The organism is Streptomyces sp. NPDC047017, from assembly GCF_040644175.1.
In the GTDB taxonomy this organism is placed as follows: Bacteria; Actinomycetota; Actinomycetes; order Streptomycetales; family Streptomycetaceae; genus Streptomyces.
Genome location: NZ_JBEYVW010000003.1, coordinates 398,125 through 417,147 on the forward strand (window position 1 = coordinate 398,125; position 19,023 = coordinate 417,147).

The following is a 19,023-nucleotide window of genomic DNA, read 5'->3' on the forward strand; positions in this document are numbered from 1 at the left end:
TCGCCCGCCCCCGATCGCTGTGCGCACCACTGCCCGCCCCGATTTCTGTTCGCATCACTGCCCGTCCCCGACCGCAACCCCGTTGTCCGCCCGCCTGTCCCGGCGCCGGCCCGCTCCGCCTAGGCGGGCCCGTGGCCTGCCCGCCTCCGCCCGCGCCGTACCGCCCTGCCCTGCGAAGGACTTCACCCATGACGGACCTGCACGACAAGCCCGCACCGGCGGCCCACGCGCCGCAGGACGGTTCCGCCGCCGGAGCCGCGGAGAGCGCCGCCGCCGTGACGGCCCGGCAGTTCCCGACGCTCGACGAGCTGTTCGCCGTATGGGTGGCCCGGACCCCGGACGCACCGGCCCTCACCGACGGGCGGCGGACCTGGACCTACCGGGAGCTGTCGGCGCGGGCCGACCGGCTCGCCGGCCACCTGCGGCGCCAGGGCGCCGGCCCGGACCGCGTGGTCGCCCTGGTCCTGCCGCGCTCCATGGAGCTGATCGCGGCCGAACTGGCCGTCGCCCGCTCGGGCGCCGCCTTCCTGCCCGTGGACCCCGCCTACCCCGCCGAGCGACGGGCCCTGATGCTCGCCGACGCCGCGCCCGCGGTGACCCTGGACGACCCCCGGCTGACCGCCGGGATCCTGGACCAGGAGCCCCCGCAGGACGAGCCGTCCGCGCCGCGCCCGGCGGAGGCCGGGCCCGACCACGCCGCCTACGTCATCTACACCTCCGGCTCCACCGGTACCCCCAAGGGCGTGACAGTCACCCACCGCGGCATCGGCGGCTTCACCGAGGCCGCCGCCGACCGGTACGCGGTGGGCCCCGGCGACCGGGTGCTCCAGTTCTCCTCGCCCAGCTTCGACGCCTCCGTCCTGGAGCTGTTCATCTCCGTGCTGTCCGGGGCCACGCTGGTCGTCCCGCCCGACGGCCCCTGGCTGGGCGACGAACTCGCCGCCGTGCTGGACCGGCACCGCGTCACGCACGCCCTGATCCCGCCGGCCGCCCTGGCCACCCTGCCCGACCCGGCGGGCGGCACCGGACGCCACCTGCGCACCCTGATCGTGGGCGCCGAGGCCTGCCCGGCCGGACTCGTCGACCGGTGGGCGACCGGCCGCCGCATGATCAACTCCTACGGCCCGACCGAGGCCACCATCGTCGCCACCTGGACCGGACCGCTCACCGCCGGCTCGGGCACCCCCACCATCGGCCAGGAGCTGCCACACACCCGCGTGCACGTGCTGGACGCCGCGATGCGGCCCGTGGCGGACGGCACGGCCGGCGAACTGTTCATCGGCGGTGACGCGGTGGCCCGCGGCTACCTGGGCCGCCCGGGCCTGACCGCCGCCCGCTTCGTCGCCGACCCCTTCGGCCCGCCCGGCGCGCGCATGTACCGCACCGGCGACCGCGCCCGCCGGAACGCCGCCGGGGAGCTGGAGTTCCTCGGCCGGCTCGACCGGCAGATCAAGATCCGCGGCTTCCGTATCGAACCGGGCGAGATCGAGGCCGCGCTGCGCCGCGACGACGACGTCGAAGAGGCCGTGGTCGTGGTCCGCGAGGACGAACCGGGCCGGCCGCGCCTGGTCGGCTACGTCACCCCGGCCGGCCCCGGCCGGAAACCGGACCCGGCGGCCCTGCGCTCGGCCGTGTCCGGCGCGCTCCCCGCCCACCTGGTGCCCTCCGCCGTGGTCGTCCTGGACCGGCTCCCGCTCACCCCGCAGCACAAGATCGACCTGCGGGCCCTGCCCGCACCCGGCCGGACCGCCGGCACCGGTCACGTGCCGCCGCGCACCCCGCGGGAGAAGGCCCTGGCCGCCGTCTGGTCGGAGGTCCTGGGCATCGACGAGGTCGGCGCGAGCGACGACTTCCTCGACCTGGGCGGCGACTCGATCCTCGCCGCCCGCCTCCTGGCCCGGGTCCGCGAGGAACTGGGCGTCCGGCTGACCATGCGGGACATCTTCACCGCGCGGACCATCGCCGCCCTGGCCCCCCTGGCCGGGTCCGTCTCCGCCGTACCGCAGGAACCGGTCCGCCCCGCCCCGCGCGAAGGCGCGCTGCCGCTGTCCAGCGCACAGCGCCGGCTGTGGTTCCTCGACCACCTGAGCGCCGGCGGCGCCGAGTACAACACCGGCGTCTGCCTGCGGCTGCGCGGCGCACTCGACACCGACGCGCTGCGCCGTTCCCTGCGCCGCCTCGCCGCCCGCCACGACTCCCTGCGCACCACCTTCGCCTCGGCCGGCGGACAGGGCGTCCAGCGCACAGCACCCGAACCCGGCCTGCCGCTGCGCAGCGCCGACCTCACCGGCGTACCCGAGGACCGGCGCGCCCAGGCCGCCGAGCAGGCGCTCACCGACGAGCTGAACCACTCCTACGACCTGGCCTCCGGCCCGCTCACCCGGGCGCTGCTGCTGCGCCTCGGCACCGACGAGCACCTGCTGCTGCTCGCCCAGCACCACATCGTCACCGACGGCTGGTCGGTGGGCGTCCTCACCCGCGAACTCGCCGCGCTCTACCACGCGGAGACCACCGGCGCACCCGACGGCCTGGCCGAACCCGCCGTCCAGTACCCGGACTTCGCCGTATGGGAGCAGCGGCAGCGGGCCGCCGGCACCGACGCCGTGGACCTCGCCTACTGGAAGCGGCACCTGTCGGGCCTTCAGCACCTGGAACTGCCCACCGACCGGACCCGGCCGCCGGAGCGCACCACCGCGGGCGCCGCGCACCGCCACCGCCTCTCCGCGGATCTGGTGTCCCGGCTGCGCTGCCTGGCCCAGGGCCGGGGCACCACCCCCTTCACCCTGTACGCCGCGGCCGCCGCCCTGCTGTTCTCCCGCTACTCCGGCCAGCGCGACGTGGCGTTCGGCACCGTCACCAACGGCCGCGACCGCCGCGAACTGGAGGACGTGACCGGCTTCTTCGCCAACACCGTGGTGCTGCGCGGCGACGTGGACGAGAAGACGACCGTGGACCGCTTCGTGGAGAGCATGCGCGCCACGGTGCTGGACGCCTTCGCCCACGACGCGGTGCCCTTCGACCGGGTCGTGGAGGAACTGGCCCCGCCCCGCGACCCCAGCCGCACCCCGCTGGTGCAGGCCCTGGTCGTGCAGCAGACCGCGCCCGTGCTGCCGCCGCGCTCCGGCGGCGTGCGCTTCGAGGACCATCCGCTGCCCCGCCCCGCCGCCCGCTTCGACCTCGTCCTGGAGTTCGCCCCGGAGGCCGGCGCCGACGGCGGCTGCGCGCTCACCGTCGAGTACAACACCGACCTGTTCGACGCCGCGACCGTCGCCCGGCTGACCCGGCATCTGCACCGGCTCCTGGAGGGCATGGCGGACGGGCCCGGCCGCACCCTGGCCGAGCTGCCCATGCTCGCCGACGACGAGCAGCGCACCCTCGTGGAGGCCTGGAACCCGCCCGCGTGCCCGTCCCGCGACACCGGCGGCGCCACGCTGCCCGCGCTGTTCCGGGCCCAGGCGGCCCGCACCCCCGACCGGACCGCCGTCACCTGCGGCCCGGACCGCCTGGACTACGCCGAGGTCGACCGGCGCTCCGACCACCTGGCCCGGCTGTTCGCCGCGAAGGGAGCGGGCCCCGAGGCCCTGGTCGCGCTCTGCCTGCCCCGCACCGCGGACCTGATACCCGTCCTGTGGGCGGTCCTCAAGTCCGGCGCCGGCTACCTGCCCGTCGACCCCGCCTACCCGGCCGACCGCGTCCGCTTCATGCTCGCCGACGCCCGGCCCGCCCTGGTCGTCGCCACCCGCGAGACCGCGCACGCCCTGCCCGAGGACTGCGCGCCCCTCCTGCTGGAGGACTGCGCCCAGGACACGGAGACCGAGGACGACCGTCCGGCCGCCGGACCGCCCGCCGCCGGCCCGCTACGGCCCCCGCTCCCGGACCATCCCGCCTACGTCATCTACACCTCCGGCTCCACCGGCCGCCCCAAGGGCGTCGTCATCACCCACCGCAGCGTGGCCGAGCTGGCCGCCTGGACGCGCGAGCGGTTCGCCGCCGACCGGCTGGCCCACGTCATCGCCTCCACCTCCCTCAACTTCGACGTCTCGGTCTTCGAGCTGCTGTGCCCCCTGCTGGCCGGCGGCACGGTCGAGATCGTCACCGACCTGACGGCGCTCGCCGACGCGCCCGACGCCCGCCGCGCCGGACTGCTCAGCGGCGTGCCGTCCGTGGTCTCCCGCCTGGTCGCGGGCGGGACGACACCGGTCACCGCGGACACCGTCGTCCTCGCCGGGGAGGCCCTGTCGGCCCAGACGGCGCACGAGGTGCGCGCCGCCATGCCCGGCTGCGAGATCGCCAACATCTACGGCCCCACCGAGGCCACCGTGTACGCCACGGCCTGGTTCGGCGGGCAGCGGCTGCCCGACCAGGCCCCGCCCATCGGCCGGGCGGTGGCCCGCACCCGCGCCTACGTCCTGGACCGCTCGCTGCGCCCGCAGCCGGCCGGGGTCACCGGCGAGCTGTACCTCGGCGGCCCCGGACTGGCCCGCGGCTACCTCGGCCGCCCCGGACTGACCGCCGCCCGCTTCCTCGCCGACCCGTTCGGCGCGCCGGGGGAGCGCATGTACCGCACCGGCGACCTGGTGCGCCGGCGCGCCGACGGCGAGCTGGAGTACGTCGGCCGGACCGACCAGCAGGTCAAGGTGCGCGGCTTCCGCATCGAACTGGGCGAGATCGAGGAGGCGCTGCGCGGCTGCGCGGGCGTGGCCGAGGCCGCCGCCACCGCCGCCGACGACCGGCGCCGCCTGGTCGGCTACGTCGTCCCGGCACCGGGGGAGCGCGTCGAACCCGAGGCCGTACGCCGTGAACTGGGCCGTACGCTGCCGGACTACATGGTCCCGCCGACCGTCGTCGTGCTGGACGCGCTGCCGCTCAACCCCAACGGCAAGCTGGACCGGGGCCGGCTGCCCGACCCGGGACCCGCCGTGCGCGCCGTACGGCACGTCGCCCCGCGCACGCCCACCGAGCGCGCCCTCGCCGCGATCTGGGCGGACGTGCTGAACGTGGAACGGGTCGGCGTCGACGACAACTTCTTCGAACTCGGCGGCGACTCCATCGTCAGCATCCAGGTCGTCGCCCGCGCCCGCACCGAGGGCCTGCCGATCACCTCCCGCGACGTCTACCGGCACCAGACCGTCGCCGCGCTCGCCCGCTGCGCCGACGCCGCGACACCCGTACGGGCCGCCGCCCCCGCCCCGGAGGCCGCCACGGGCACCGCACCCCTGACGCCCATCCAGCACTGGCTGTTCGAGGCCCTGGGCGACCGGGCCGGCCACTACGCGCAGGCGCTGACCCTCCAGCTCCCCGACGACCTGGACGAGGCGGCGCTGGAGGACGCGCTGAACGACCTGATCGCCCACCACGACGCCCTGCGCTCCCGCTTCGCCCCGGACGGCGACGCCGCGGCCGGGAGCACCGCCGGGCTCCGCTGGCACATCGACGAGCAGGCGCCCCGCCTCCCCCTGGCCCGCCACACCGGCCCCGAGACCGACACCCCGCACTTCGGGCCGTTCGACGTCGCCGCCGGGCCGCTGCTGCGGGCCGTGCTGCACGAGCGCGGCCCCGGCCGGGGCCGCGCCCTGCACCTGGCCGTGCACCATCTGGTGGTCGACGGCGTCTCCTGGAGGCTCCTCCTGGAGGACCTCGACCGCGCCTACCGGGCCCGGCGGGCCGGCCAGGACGGCACGGCGGCGCTGCCCGCCAAGTCCTCGCCGCTGCGGCAGTGGGCCCGCCGCCTGGACGCCCACGCCGCCGCGGGCGGCTTCGCCGGCGAGACGGCGTACTGGGCCGAGGCCGTCGCCGGCGCCCGGGCCGCGCTCCCGGCCGACCTCGCGGGCGCCGACACCTACGCCTCGGCCCGCGCGGTCACCGTACGCCTGACCCCCGAGGACACCGCCGCCCTGCTGCGCACCCTGCCGGACACCTACCGCACCCAGGCCAACGACGTGCTCCTGAGCGCGCTGGGCCGGGCGCTGTGCGCCTGGAGCGGACACGACCGGGTGCTCGTCGACGTGGAGGGGCACGGCCGCGAGGAACTCTTCCCCGACCTGGACATCAGTCGCACCCTCGGCTGGTTCACCACCCGCCACCCCCTCGCCCTCGCCGTGCCCGAGGACGCCGGCTGGGACGCCGTGCTCAAGCAGGTCAAGGAGCAGCTGCGGGCCGTACCCCGGCACGGCATCGGCCACGACGTCCTGCGCCGCCTGGCCGGACCCGGCGCGCCGCCCGCACCCGCCGCGCAGATCAGCTTCAACTACCTGGGCCGGATGGGCCTCGCGGACACCGCCGACGGCCTGTACCGGTCGGTGCTGCGCCCGCTGGAGCTGGACGCCGACCAGGACGCCCCCCGCCCGCACCCCCTGGAGGTCGTCGGCCGACTGGACGGCGACGCGCTGGAGTTCACCTGGTTCTACTCCGGCCGGATACACCGGCAGGACACCGTCGAGGCACTGGCGCGGCGCTACGCCGACGCGCTCGCCGACCTGGCCCGCCACGCCGCCCGCCCCGGAGCCGCCGGACGCACCCCGTCCGACTTCCCGCTGGCCCGGCTCGACCAGGCCGCGGTGGACCGCGTCACCGGCGACGACCCGGCCGCCGTACAGGACGTCCTGCCGCTGACACCGACCCAGAGCGGCATGCTCTTCCACGGCCTGTCCGAGGACGACCGCGGCGTCTACCTCCAGCAGCTCACCTTCGTCCTGGACGGCGTACCCGAACCGCGGGCCCTCGCCGACGCCTGGCAGCACGTGACCGACCGCACCGACGTGCTGCGCGGCCGCGCCCTCTGGCAGGACGTGCCCGAACCGCTGCTGGTCGTCCAGCGCCACGCGGCCGTGCCGGTCACCCACCTGGACTGGCGCGCCCTGCCGCCCGAGGAGCGCGGCGACCGGCTGCGGGAGCTGCTGGCCCGCGACCGCGAGGACGGCGTCGACCTGACCCGCGCCCCGCTCCAGCGGCTCGTGCTCGCCCGCCTCTCCGACACCGAAGTACGCGTGGTGTGGACCTTCCACCACCTGCTCCTGGACGGCTGGAGCCTGTTCCAGGTGCTGTCCGACGTGTTCGCCCACCACGCCGGGACCGCCCCGGACGCCCTGCCCGAGCGGCCCCCCTACCGGGACTACGTCGCCTGGCTGCGCGAACGCGACACCGGCGAGGCGGAGACGCACTGGCGGCGCCGCCTGTCCGGGCTCACCGAACCCACCGCGCTGCCCTACGACCGCGAGCCGCGCGAGAGCCACCGCGCCGAGTCCACCCGGGAGGTGCGCGTCACGCTGCCCGCGGACGCCACCCGGGCCCTGGAGAACCTCGCCCGGACCTCCGGCCTCACCCTCAACACCCTCGTCCAGGGCGCCTGGGCGGTGCTGCTGGCCCGCCAGTCCGGACGCCAGGAGGTCGTCTTCGGCACCACCGTCTCCGGCCGGCCGCCCGAGCTGCCCGGCGCCGACGCCATGACCGGCCTGTTCATCACCACCCTGCCCACCCGCGTCGCCGTCCCCGCCGAGGGCACCCTGCTGGACTGGCTGCGCCTGCTCCAGCGCGACCAGATCGAGGACCGCCGCTTCGACCACCTGCCCCCGACCCGCATCCGCACCTTCACGGACCTGCCCGAGCGGGCCAACCTGTTCGACTCCATCGTCGTCTTCGAGAACTACCCGGTGGACGACGGCCTCGCCGCCGCCCACGGACTGCGCCTGAGCGAACTGGAGGGCGTGGAGACCACCAACTACCCGCTGAGCCTGGTCGCCTACCCGGGCACCGGACTGACCCTGCGCCTCGGCTACGACCCGCGGCTGTTCGACGCCGCCACCGTGCGGCGGACCGCCGAGTACCTCTCCGTGCTGCTGTCGGGCATGCCGGACGCCGCCGCGCTCGCCCCCGCCCGGCTGCCGCTGCTCACCGCCGAGCGCCGCACCCAGGTGCTGCGCGAGTGGAACGACACCGCCACCGAGCTGCCCGAGGCCACCGTCGCCGACCTGTTCGCCGCCCAGGTCCGGCGCACCCCCGACGCCGTCGCCCTGGAAGCCGGGGACGAACGCCTCACCTATCGCGAACTCGACGAGCGGGCCGCCGCGGCCGCCGGCCGGCTGGCCGCGCTCGGGGTCCGCGCCGAGCGCCCGGTCGGCGTCCTGATGGACCGCTCCGCCCACCTGATCGTCGCCCAGCTCGCCCTGGTGCGCACCGGCGGCGTGTGCGTCCCGCTGGACGGCCGCGCCCCCGCCGACCGGCTGCGCCGCATGCTGGCCGAGACGGGAGCGGAACTGCTGCTCACCGACGCCGCCTGGGAGCGGACGGCGCACGAGGTGCTGCCCGGCGGCACCGTGCTGCGGGCCGACGCCACGGCGACGGCTGCCGAGGTCCCGGCGGCGCCTGCGCCTGCTGATGCTTCGGCGACGCCTGCCGACGTCCCGGCGCCTGCGCCTGCCGGCATCCCGGCGACGCCTGCCGACGTCCCGGCCACGCCTGCCGGCATCCCGGCCATGCCCGCCGCCGGAGTGGCCGGGGCGGCCGTCTTCCCCGTGCACCCCGACAACGTCCAGTACCTGATGTTCACCTCCGGCTCCACCGGCGTCCCCAAGGGCGTGGCGGTGCGTCAGCGGGACGTGGCCGCGCTCGCCCTGGACCGCGCCTTCGCCGGCCACGACCGGGTCCTCGTGCACTCCCCGCACGCCTTCGACGCCGCCACCTACGAGGTGTGGGTGCCGCTGCTGCGCGGCGGCACCGCCGTCCTCGCCCCGCCGGCCGACCTCGACGCGGCGGCGGTCCGGCACGCCGTGCGCGAGCAGGGGGTCGGCCATCTGTGGCTGACCGCGGGCCTGTTCCGCCTCCTCGCCCAGGAGGACCCCACCTGCCTGCGCGGCGCCCGCCAGGTGTGGACCGGCGGCGAGGCCGTGCCCGGCGCGGCCGTCCGCCGTGTCCTGGACGCCTGCCCCGGCCTGACCGTGGTGGACGGCTACGGCCCCACCGAGACCACCACGTTCGCCACCCGCCGCGCCTTCCGCGCCGGGGACCCGCTGCCCGCCGTCCTGCCCATCGGCCGCCCCCTGGACAACACCCGCGTCCACGTCCTGGACGGCGCCCTCCAGCCGCAGCCCCCGGGCATCCCCGGCGAGCTGTACATCGCGGGCGCCGGACTGGCCCGGGGCTACGCCGGCCGCCCCGGCGCGACCGCCGCCCGCTACGTCGCCGACCCGTTCGGCCCGCCCGGTACGCGGATGTACCGCACCGGCGACATCGTGCGCTGGAGCGCCGACGGAGAACTCCAGTTCGTCGGCCGGGCCGACGACCAGATCAAGATCCGCGGCTTCCGCGTCGAACCCGCCGAGATCGAGGCGCGGATCACCGCGCACCCGGACATCGCCGAAGCCGTCGTCTCCCTCTACCAGGACGGCGGGCGCAAGCGGCTGGCCGCGCACGTCGTCCCCGCCGACGGAGCGACCGCGCCGGCCGCCGCGCGACTGCGCGCCCACCTCGCGGACGGCCTGCCGGACTACATGCTGCCCGCCGCGTTCGTCACCGTGCCCGAACTGCCGCTGACCGCCAACGGCAAGGTCGACCGGCGGCGCCTGCCCGCCCCCGACTGGTCGGCCGGCGCCGAGGGCGCCTACCGGGCCCCGCGCGGCGAGGCCGAGCACCTCCTCGCCGGCATCTGGGCCGATCTGCTCGGCGTGGAACGCGTCGGCGCCGACGACAACTTCTTCATGCTCGGCGGCGACTCCATCCTCAGCATCCAGGTCGTCTCCCGCGCCCGGGCCGCGGGCCTGGCCCTCACCCCGCGCGACCTGTTCCGGCACCCCACGGTGGCCGAACTGGCCGCCGTCACCGGCACCACCGCCCACATCGCCGGCACCGGACCGGTCAGCGGCGAGGCCCCGCTGACCCCGATCCAGCACTGGTTCCTCGACCCGCGCCCCGCCCAAGCGGAGTTCTTCAACCAGTCCGTCGTCGTCGAAGCCCCCGCCCCGATCGACCCGGACGCCCTGCGCCACGCCCTGACCGCCCTGTGGGAGCACCACGACGCACTGCGGTCCCGGTTCGTCCTCGACGGCGGCAGCGAAGGCGGCGGCGACAGCCAAGGCGGCGGCGACCACGGGGACGGCGTCTGGCGGCAGTACATCGCCCCCGCCGGCGCCCCCGCCCCCGGCCTCCTGGAGATCTGCCCGCTCGACCCGCACAGCGACCCGCGGGCCGCCGGGCAGGCCGAGGCCGACCTCACGGCGGCCGCGCACGCCGGATTCCGCCTGGCGAGCGGGCCGCTGTTCACCGCCCGCCTGTTCACCGCCGCAGGCACCCGCCCCGACCGGCTGCTCCTCGCGGTGCACCACCTGGCCGTGGACGGCGTCTCCTGGCGCGTCCTGCTGGAGGACCTGGAGACCGCGTACCGGCAGGCGGTGGCGGGCGAACCCGTACGGCTGCCCGCCCGCACCACCTCCGCCAAGGAGTGGGCCGAGCGGCTGCGCGCCCGCGCCGGTGACTTCGCCGCCCACCTCGGCCACTGGGAGGACACCGCCCGGCACTGCGCCGCACCGCTGCCCGTGGACGGCGACGGCGGCAACACCACGGCCGACGTCCACGAGGTGACCGTACGCCTGGACCGCGCCCGCACCGCCGACCTCCTGCGCAAGGTCCCCGGCGTCTACCGCACCCGCGTCGACGACGTCCTGCTCACCGCGCTCGGCCGGGTGCTGTCCGAGTGGACCGGCCGCGACACCGTCGCCGTCGGCCTGGAAGGGCACGGCCGCGAGGACCAGCTGTTCGAGGACATCGACCTGTCCCGCACGGTCGGCTGGTTCACCTCGCTCTACCCCGTCGCCCTGCGTGTCCCCGCCGACGACTGGGGCACCGCCCTGAAATCGGTCAAGGAACAGCTGCGCGCCGTACCCGAACGCGGCCTCGGCCACGGCGTCCTGCGCCACCTCGCCCGCGACGCACGCCTGACCGGCGCGCCCGCGCCCGCCGTCAGCTTCAACTACCTGGGCCGCTTCGACTGGACGGCGAAGGACGCCGCCCTGGTCGGCGCGGTGCCCGGCGGCCTCGGCGGCGCGGAGGCGCCCGGCACCGAACGCGCCCACCTGCTGGACGTGGTGGCCCGCGTCGAGGACGACCGGCTGGAGATCAGCTGGTACCACAGCAGCGGACGGCACCACGAGCGGACCGTCACCCGGCTCGCCGAGCACATGCTGCGCGCGATCGAGGACATCGTCGCCCACTGCGCCCGCCCCGACGCGGGCGGCCGCACCCCCTCGGACTTCCCGCTGGCCCGCCTGGACCAGGCGGCGGTGGACCGCGTCTGCGGGGACGGGCGGGACGTCGCCGACCTCTACCCGCTCACGCCGATGCAGGCGGGCATGCTCTTCCACAGCCTGCTCGACCCCGACGGCCGCACCTACGTCAACCAGGTGCAACTGGTGCTGCACGGCGTCACCGACCCGCGGCTGCTCGCCGAGGCGTGGCAGCGCACCGCCGACGCCAACCCGGCCCTGCGCACCCGCCTGGTGTGGCAGGACACCCCCGAACCGCTCCAGGCCGTCCAGCACCGGGCCACCGTGCCCGTCACCCACCACGACTGGAGCGCGCACCCCGCCGACCGCCGCGCCGACGACCTGGAACGGCTGCTCGCCGAGGACCGGCAGGCCGGCGTGGACCTGGCCGCGGCGCCCCTGATGCGGCTCACCCTGATCCGGCTGGCCGCCGACCGGGTACGGATGGTGTGGACGTTCCACCACGTCCTGCTCGACGGCTGGAGCGCGGCCCAGGTCTTCGACGAGGTCTGCGAACGCTACGCCGCCCTCGCCGCCGGACGGCCCCCCGAGACCCCCGACCGCAGGCCCTTCGCCGCGTACCTGCGCTGGCTGACCGCGCAGGACACCGACCGGGCCGAACAGTACTGGCGCCGCACCCTCGCCGGTTTCGCCGCCCCCACCGAGCTGCCCCGCGACCGGCGGCCCACCGGCGCCCACCACGACTCCTCCTCGGGCACGGTCCGGGTCACCCTGGACGCCGGGATCTCGGCGCGGCTGCGGGAGACGGCCCAGCAGGCGGGCCTGACCGTGAACACCGTCCTCCAGGGCGCCTGGGCGCTGCTGCTGTCCCGCTACGGCGGCGGGGACGACGTGGTGTTCGGCACCACCGTCTCCGGGCGGCCCGCCGAACTGCCCGGCGTCACCTCGATGGTGGGCCTGTTCATCAACACGCTGCCCACCCGGGCCCGCGTCGACGGCCGCCGGCCGCTCCTCGAGTGGCTGCGCGAACTCCAGGCCGCGCAGTCCGAGGCGCGCCGCCACGACTTCGTGTCGCTGGCCCAGTTGCAGACATGGAGCGAGCTACCCGGCGGCACCGGCCTGTTCGACTCCATCGTGGTCTTCGAGAACTACCCCTTCGACGAGAACGCGCTGGCCCGGCACGGCCTGGCCATGGAGCAGGAACGCGACCTGGAGCCGACCAGCTACGCGCTCAGCGTGGTCGTCGCACCCGGCCACGAGCTGTCCGTGAACCTCGACTACGACCCCGCCGCCTTCGACGCCACCACCGTCGAAGGGCTCGGCGAGAGCCTGCGCACCCTGCTGACCGCGATGGCCGCCGACCCCGACCGCCGCCTGGCCGACCTGCCGCTCCTGGACGCCGACCGCGGCCACGACCTCCTCGCCCGGTTCGGCGGCACGCCCGTGTCCATGCCGCGAGGCACCCTGCCCGAGGCGTTCGCACGGCAGGTCTCCCGCACCCCCGACGCCCTCGCCGTCCGCGCCGGCGACCGGCTCCTCACCTACCGCGAACTCGACGAGCGCTCCAACCGGCTGGCCCGCCGGCTCATCGCCGCCGGCGCGGGCCCCGAGCGGTTCGTCGCCCTGTGCCTGCCCCGTACCGCGGACCTCGTGGTCGCGCTGCTCGCCGTCCTCAAGAGCGGCGCCGCCTACCTGCCGGTGGACCCGCAGTACCCGGCCGAGCGCGTCGCCTTCCTCTTCGAGGACGTACGGCCCGACGCGGTGATCACCAGCACGGCGACCGCCGGACGCCTCCCCGAGGGCACCTACGCCCGGCTCCTGCTGGACGAGCCGGCACCCGACGCCGAACCGGCCGCGTCCACCACGGAAGAAGCGGAAGCCGGGTCCACCGCCGAAGAAGCAGAGGCCCTGTCCGCCGCGCCCGTCGGGGACGCCGACCGGCGCACCCCCCTCCTCCCCGGCCACCCCGCCTACGTCATCCACACCTCCGGCTCCACCGGCCGCCCCAAGGGCGTCGTCGTCGCCCACGCCTCGGTGCTGGCGCTGACCGACTGGGCCGCGGCGGAGTTCACCGGCCGGGGCCTGGCGCACGTGGTGGCGTCCACCTCGCTCAACTTCGACGTGTCCGTCTTCGAGATCTTCTCGCCGCTGCTGTCCGGCGGCTGCGTGGAGGTGGTGCGCGACCTGCTCGCCCTGGCCGAGCGTCCCGGGCCCTGGCGTGCCGGGCTGATCAGCGCGGTCCCCTCCGCCCTGGACCGGCTGCTCGCCGAGGGCGCCGTCCAGGTCACCGCGGACACGGTGGTGCTGGCGGGGGAGGGGCTGCCCGCCCGCACCGTCCGCCGGGTGCGGGAGGCGATCCCCGGCGCCCAGGTGCGCAACATCTACGGCCCCACCGAGGCCACCGTCTACGCCACCGCGTTCACCTGCGACCCCGCCGACCCCGACCGTGACCCGCCGATCGGCCGGCCGCTCGGCGGGGCCCGCGCCTACGTGCTGGACGAGCGGCTGCGCCCGGTGCCGGCGGGCGCCCCCGGCGAGCTGTTCCTCGCAGGTACCGGCGTGGCCCGCGGCTATCTGCGCCGCCCCGGCCTGACCGCCGCCCGGCTGCTGCCCGACCCGTACGGCCCGCCCGGCAGCCGCATGTACCGCACCGGCGACCTCGTCCGCTGGAGCGCGGACGGCGACCTCGTCTACCTCGGCCGCGGCGACGACCAGGTCAAGGTGCGCGGTTTCCGCATCGAACTCGGGGAAGTGGAAGCGGCGCTGGCCCGCCACCCGGCGGTCGCCCAGGCGGCGGCCCGGGTCGTCGAGCAGGACGGCCACCGCCGCCTGGTCGGCTACGCCGTGCCGCGCGACACCGCGCTCCCGGACCCGGCCGAACTGCGCGCCTTCCTCGGCCGCAGCCTGCCCGACCACCTCGTGCCCGCCCTCGTAATGCCGCTGGAGCGGCTGCCGCTGGGCGCCACCGGCAAGCTCGACCGCAGGGCACTGCCCGACCCGCGGTGGGCGGCCGCCGCCCAGGGCACCCGGCGCGCACCGGGCACCGAGGCGGAGAAGGCCCTCGCCGCCATCTGGTCCGACGTCCTCGGCGTGCCCGAGGTCGGCGCCGACGACAACTACTTCGCGCTCGGCGGCGACTCCATCCTGGGCATCCAGATCGTCTCCGCCGCCCGCCGGGCCGGCCTCGCCCTCACCCCGCGCCACCTGTTCACCCACCAGAGCCTCGCCGAACTCGCCGCGGCCGCCGAGCGGGTGCCGACCGCCACGGCCACCGCGGAACAGGGCCTGGTGGTCGGCGACGCCCCGCTCACCCCCGTACAGCACTGGCTGCTCGACACCCTCCCCGGCGATCCCGCCCACTTCGCCCAGGCCGTCTCCTACGAGCTGGCGCACGACCCGGACGAGTCCCTGCTGCGCGGCGCCCTGGCCGCCCTGCTGGAGCACCACGACGCCCTGCGGCTGCGTTTCGCGCCGGACGGCGACGGGCGGTGGCGCCAGCACGCCGACGCGCCCGGCGCGGCCCCGCACCTGGAGATACACCACACCGCCCCGGCCCCGGAGACGGCCGAGTCCCTCGCCGCCGGGTTCGACCTGGGCGCCGGACCGCTGCTGCGGGCCGCGCTGTGCCGGCCCGGGGACGGCGGGCGGCCGGTGCTGCTGCTGGCGGCGCACCACCTCGTCGTGGACGCGGTGTCCTGGCGGATCCTTCTGGAGGACCTGGAGACCGCCTACCGCGCCCTGGCCGCCGGTGAACGCCCCGGCCTGGGCGCCAAGAGCACCTCCTTCCCGGCCTGGGCCCGGCGGCTGGCCGCGCACACCGCATCCGGCGGCTTCGACGCCGAACTCGCCCACTGGCGCGGCCTCGACGCCGACACCTCCCTGCCCACCGACCGCGCCGGCCGCAACACCGCCGCCCAGGAACGCGGCGTCACGGCCGGCCTCGACGAGGACGACACCCGCCGGCTGCTCCAGGACGTGCCGCGGGTGTACCGCACCCGGATCAACGACGTCCTGCTGTGCGCGCTGGGCCGCGTCCTGGCCCGCTGGACCGGCCGGGACCGGGTCGCGGTGACGCTGGAGGGGCACGGCCGCGAGGAGCTGTTCGACGACGTCGATCTCGCCCGTACCGTCGGCTGGTTCACCACCTTGTACCCGGTCGCCCTGGACGTGCCCCGCGCCGCGGACACGGGCACCGCCCTGAAGGCCGTCAAGGAGAGCCTGCGGGCCGTCCCGCGCGGCGGCCTCGGGTACGGCGCCCTGCGCTTCCTGCGCCCGGAGGCCGCCGCGGACCTGCCCGGACTGCCGCAGGTCTGCTTCAACTACCTGGGCCAGCAGGACGCCGGGACGGCACCGGGCGGCCTGCTGCACGCCCCTTACGGCGACGGCCTCACCGGCGGCATGGACCGCTCGGCGGACCGGCCCCACCTGCTGGACGTGCTCGGCCGGGTCAGCGGCGGCCGGCTGGAGTTCACCTGGTCCTACTCCGACGAGCTGCACCACCGCGAGACCGTCACCCGCCTCGCCGGGGAACTGGCCGCCGAACTGCGCGCCGTCGTCCGCCACTGCGCCGAACCCGGCGCCGGCGGCCGCACCCCCTCCGACTACCCGCTGGCCCCCCTCGACCAGGCCGCCGTCGACCGGCTCGTCGGCACCGGAGCCGGCGTCGCCGACGTCTACCCGCTCACGCCCACCCAGGCGGGCATGGTCCTGCACGGCCTGGACGACGCCGAACACGGCCTGTACGTCGAGCAGATCACCTTCGTGGCGGACGGCGCCCGCGACCCGCGCACCCTGGCCGACGCCTGGCGGCACGTCGTGGAGCGCACCCCCGTGCTGCGCACCTCCGTGGCCCTGCGCGACGTGCCCGTGCCCCTCCAGATCGTGCACCGGCACGTCACCCTGCCGGTCACCGAACACGACTGGAGCGCCCTGCCCGAGGAGCGGCGCACCGCGGAACTGGAACGGCTGCTCGCCGACGAGCGCGCCCGCGGCCTCGCCCTGGACCGGGCGCCGCTGCTGCGCGTCGCCCTGGTCCGGCTCGGTCCTGACGCGGTCCGGGTGGTGTGGACCTTCCACCACGTCCTGCTGGACGGCTGGAGCGTCTTCCACGTCCTGTCCGACGTCATGGCCGCGCACGCGGCCCTGGCCCGGGGCGAGCGGCCCCGGCTGCCCGAGCGCAGGCCGTTCGCGGACTACGCCGCCTGGCTGGCCGGGCGCGACACCACCCGCGCCCGCGAGCACTGGAGCGGCGTCCTCGCGGACCTCGCCGCCCCGACCCCGCTGCCGTACGACCGCAGGCCCGCCCCCGGGCACACCGCCCGCTCCGGCACCTGGCTCTCGCACCGGCTCGGCACCGAGGAGACCGGTCGGCTCCAGGAGTTCGCCCGGCGCCACCGGCTGACCCTCAACACCGTGGTGCAGGGCGCCTGGGCGCTGCTGCTGGCGCGCTGGAGCGGGCAGGACGAGGTGTGCTTCGGCGCCACCGTCTCCGGGCGGCCCGCCGACCTGCCCGGCGCCGACACCGTCACCGGCCTGTTCATCACCACCCTGCCCACCCGGATCGCGGTCGACGGCTCCGCCGGCTGCGGGGCCTGGCTGCGTACCGTGCAGGAGGCCCGCGCCGAGGACCGCCGCCACGACCACATGCCGCTGGGCGAGCTGCACGGCCTGACGCAACTGCCGCCCGGCACCGAGATGTTCGACTCCCTGGTGGTGTTCGAGAACTATCCGGTGGGCGACGCCACCGCGGGCGCCCACGGCCTCACCGTGCGGGACCTGGACGCCCGCGAGGCCACCAACTACCCGCTCACCGTGGTCGTCTCGCCCGGCGACCGGCTGGCCGTCGAACTCGGCTACGACGAGCGGTGCTTCGACGCCGCCACCGCCGACTCGCTGGCGGAGCAGCTCCTCCACGCCCTGCGGGCCCTGGCCGACGGCGAGGACACCGCCCGCCTCGACGACCTGGACGTGCTGCCCCCCGCCCTGCGCGCCCGCCTGCTGCGTACCACGGCCCGCCCGGCCCTCGACCCGCCGGCCCCCGCCCCGCTGCCCGCCCTCGTCGAGGCCGCCGCCGACCGCACTCCGCACGCGCCCGCGCTGGCCGAGCCCGGACGGCTGCTGACCTTCGCCGAGACCGACGCCCTCGCCGACCGGCTCGCCCACCGGCTCATCGCCCGCGGCGCGGGCCCCGGCGACCTCGTCGCGCTCCTCCTGCCGCGCTCGGCGGACATGGTGCTGGCCCAGCTCGCCGTGACCAAGGCGGGCGCCGCGTTCCTGCCCGTCGACCCCGGCTACCCGGAGGAGCGGATCGCGCTGATGCTGCGCGACGCGGCACCCGCCCTCACCCTGGACGCCAAGGAGGTCGCGGACCTGCTCGCCGCCCCCGAGGACCAGACGCCCGCGCACCGGCCCACCGACACCGACCGCACCCGCCCCCTCCACCTGGACGACCCCGCCTACGTCATCTACACCTCCGGCTCGACCGGCACCCCCAAGGGCGTCGTCGTCACCCACCGCGGGCTCGCCGCGTTCTGCGCCGCCGAGGCCGCCCACTACCAAGTGGCCGAGGGCGACCGCGTCCTCGCCTTCGCCACACCCAGCTTCGACGCCTCCGTACTGGAACTGTGCATGTCCCTGCCGCACGGCGCCCGCCTGGTCGTGCCCCGCCCCGGCCCGCTGCTGGGCGCCGAACTGGCCGAGGTGCTGCGCGCCGAACGGATCACCCACACCCTGCTGCCGCCCGCCGCGCTGGCCACCGTGCCCGCCGGCGTCCCCGGCACCCTGCCGGACCTGAAGACCCTGATCGTCGGCGCCGACGCCTGCGGCGCCGACCTCGTCGCCCGCTGGGCCCCGCACCACCGCATGGTCAACTCCTACGGCCCCACCGAGGCCACCGTCGTCGCCCTGTGGTCCGCGCCGCTGGAACCCGACGGCGCGGCCCCGCCCATCGGCCGCCCGCTGCCCGCCACCGGCGCCTACGTCCTCGACGCCCGGCTGCGGCCGGTGCCCGACGGCGTACCCGGCGAACTGTGGCTCAGCGGCCCCACCCTGGCCCGCGGCTACCTCGGCCGGCCCGGACTCACCGCGGCCCGCTTCACCGCCGACCCCTACGGCCCGCCCGGCACCCGCATGTACCGCACCGGCGACCTGGTGCGCCGCGACGCCCACGGCGAGACGCACTACCTGGGCCGCACCGACCACCAGCTCAAGCTGCGCGGTCACCGCATCGAGGCCGGCGAGGTCGAGGCCGCTCTCACCGCCCACCCGGCCGTCCTGGACGCGGTGGTGAGCGTCCGGGAGGACGAGCCGGGCCTGCCCTGCCTGGTCGCCCACCTGCTCACCGCGCCCGGCCACGAGGCACCCGCCCCGGCCGAACTGCGCGCCCTGGCCGCCCGCACCCTGCCCGGATACATGGTCCCCTCGGCGTTCGTGGCCCTGGAACGCTTCCCGCTCACCGAGAACGGCAAGACCGACCGCTCCGCGCTGCCCGCCCCGGCACCGTCCGGCGAGCAGGAGCAGCCCGGACACGTACCGCCCCGGACGCCCACCGAGGAAGTACTCGCCGAGATCTGGGAGGAGACCCTCGGTACGGCCGTGGGCGCCGAGGACGACTACTACCTGCTCGGCGGCGACTCCCTGCGCGCCCTGCTCATCGCCTCCCGCGCCAACGACGCGTTCGGCACCGCGCTCACCCCCCGCGACATCCTGGCCTCCCGCACCGTCGCCGCCCTGGCGGAACTGGTGGAGGAACAGGTGCTCAGCGAACTCGAAGACGCCGCGTACGGCGGCCACGACCACGACGAACGGTGAG

General features: G+C 76.5%; 1 protein-coding gene. It reads left to right on the plus strand.

Annotation, left to right across the window (positions count from 1 at the left end):
* Window positions 1-188 precede the first annotated feature (188 nt).
* Entirely contained in the window at window positions 189-19,022 is an 18,834-nt protein-coding gene (locus tag ABZ858_RS07325; RefSeq protein WP_361373624.1) for a non-ribosomal peptide synthase/polyketide synthase, read from the plus strand.
* The last annotated feature ends 1 nt before the right edge of the window (window position 19,023 follow it).

Bases quoted from the DNA above. Each gene is read 5' to 3' on its own strand.
- ABZ858_RS07325 (WP_361373624.1), top strand. From the start codon at position 189: ATGACGGACCTGCACGACAAGCCCGCACCGGCGGCCCACGCGCCGCAG.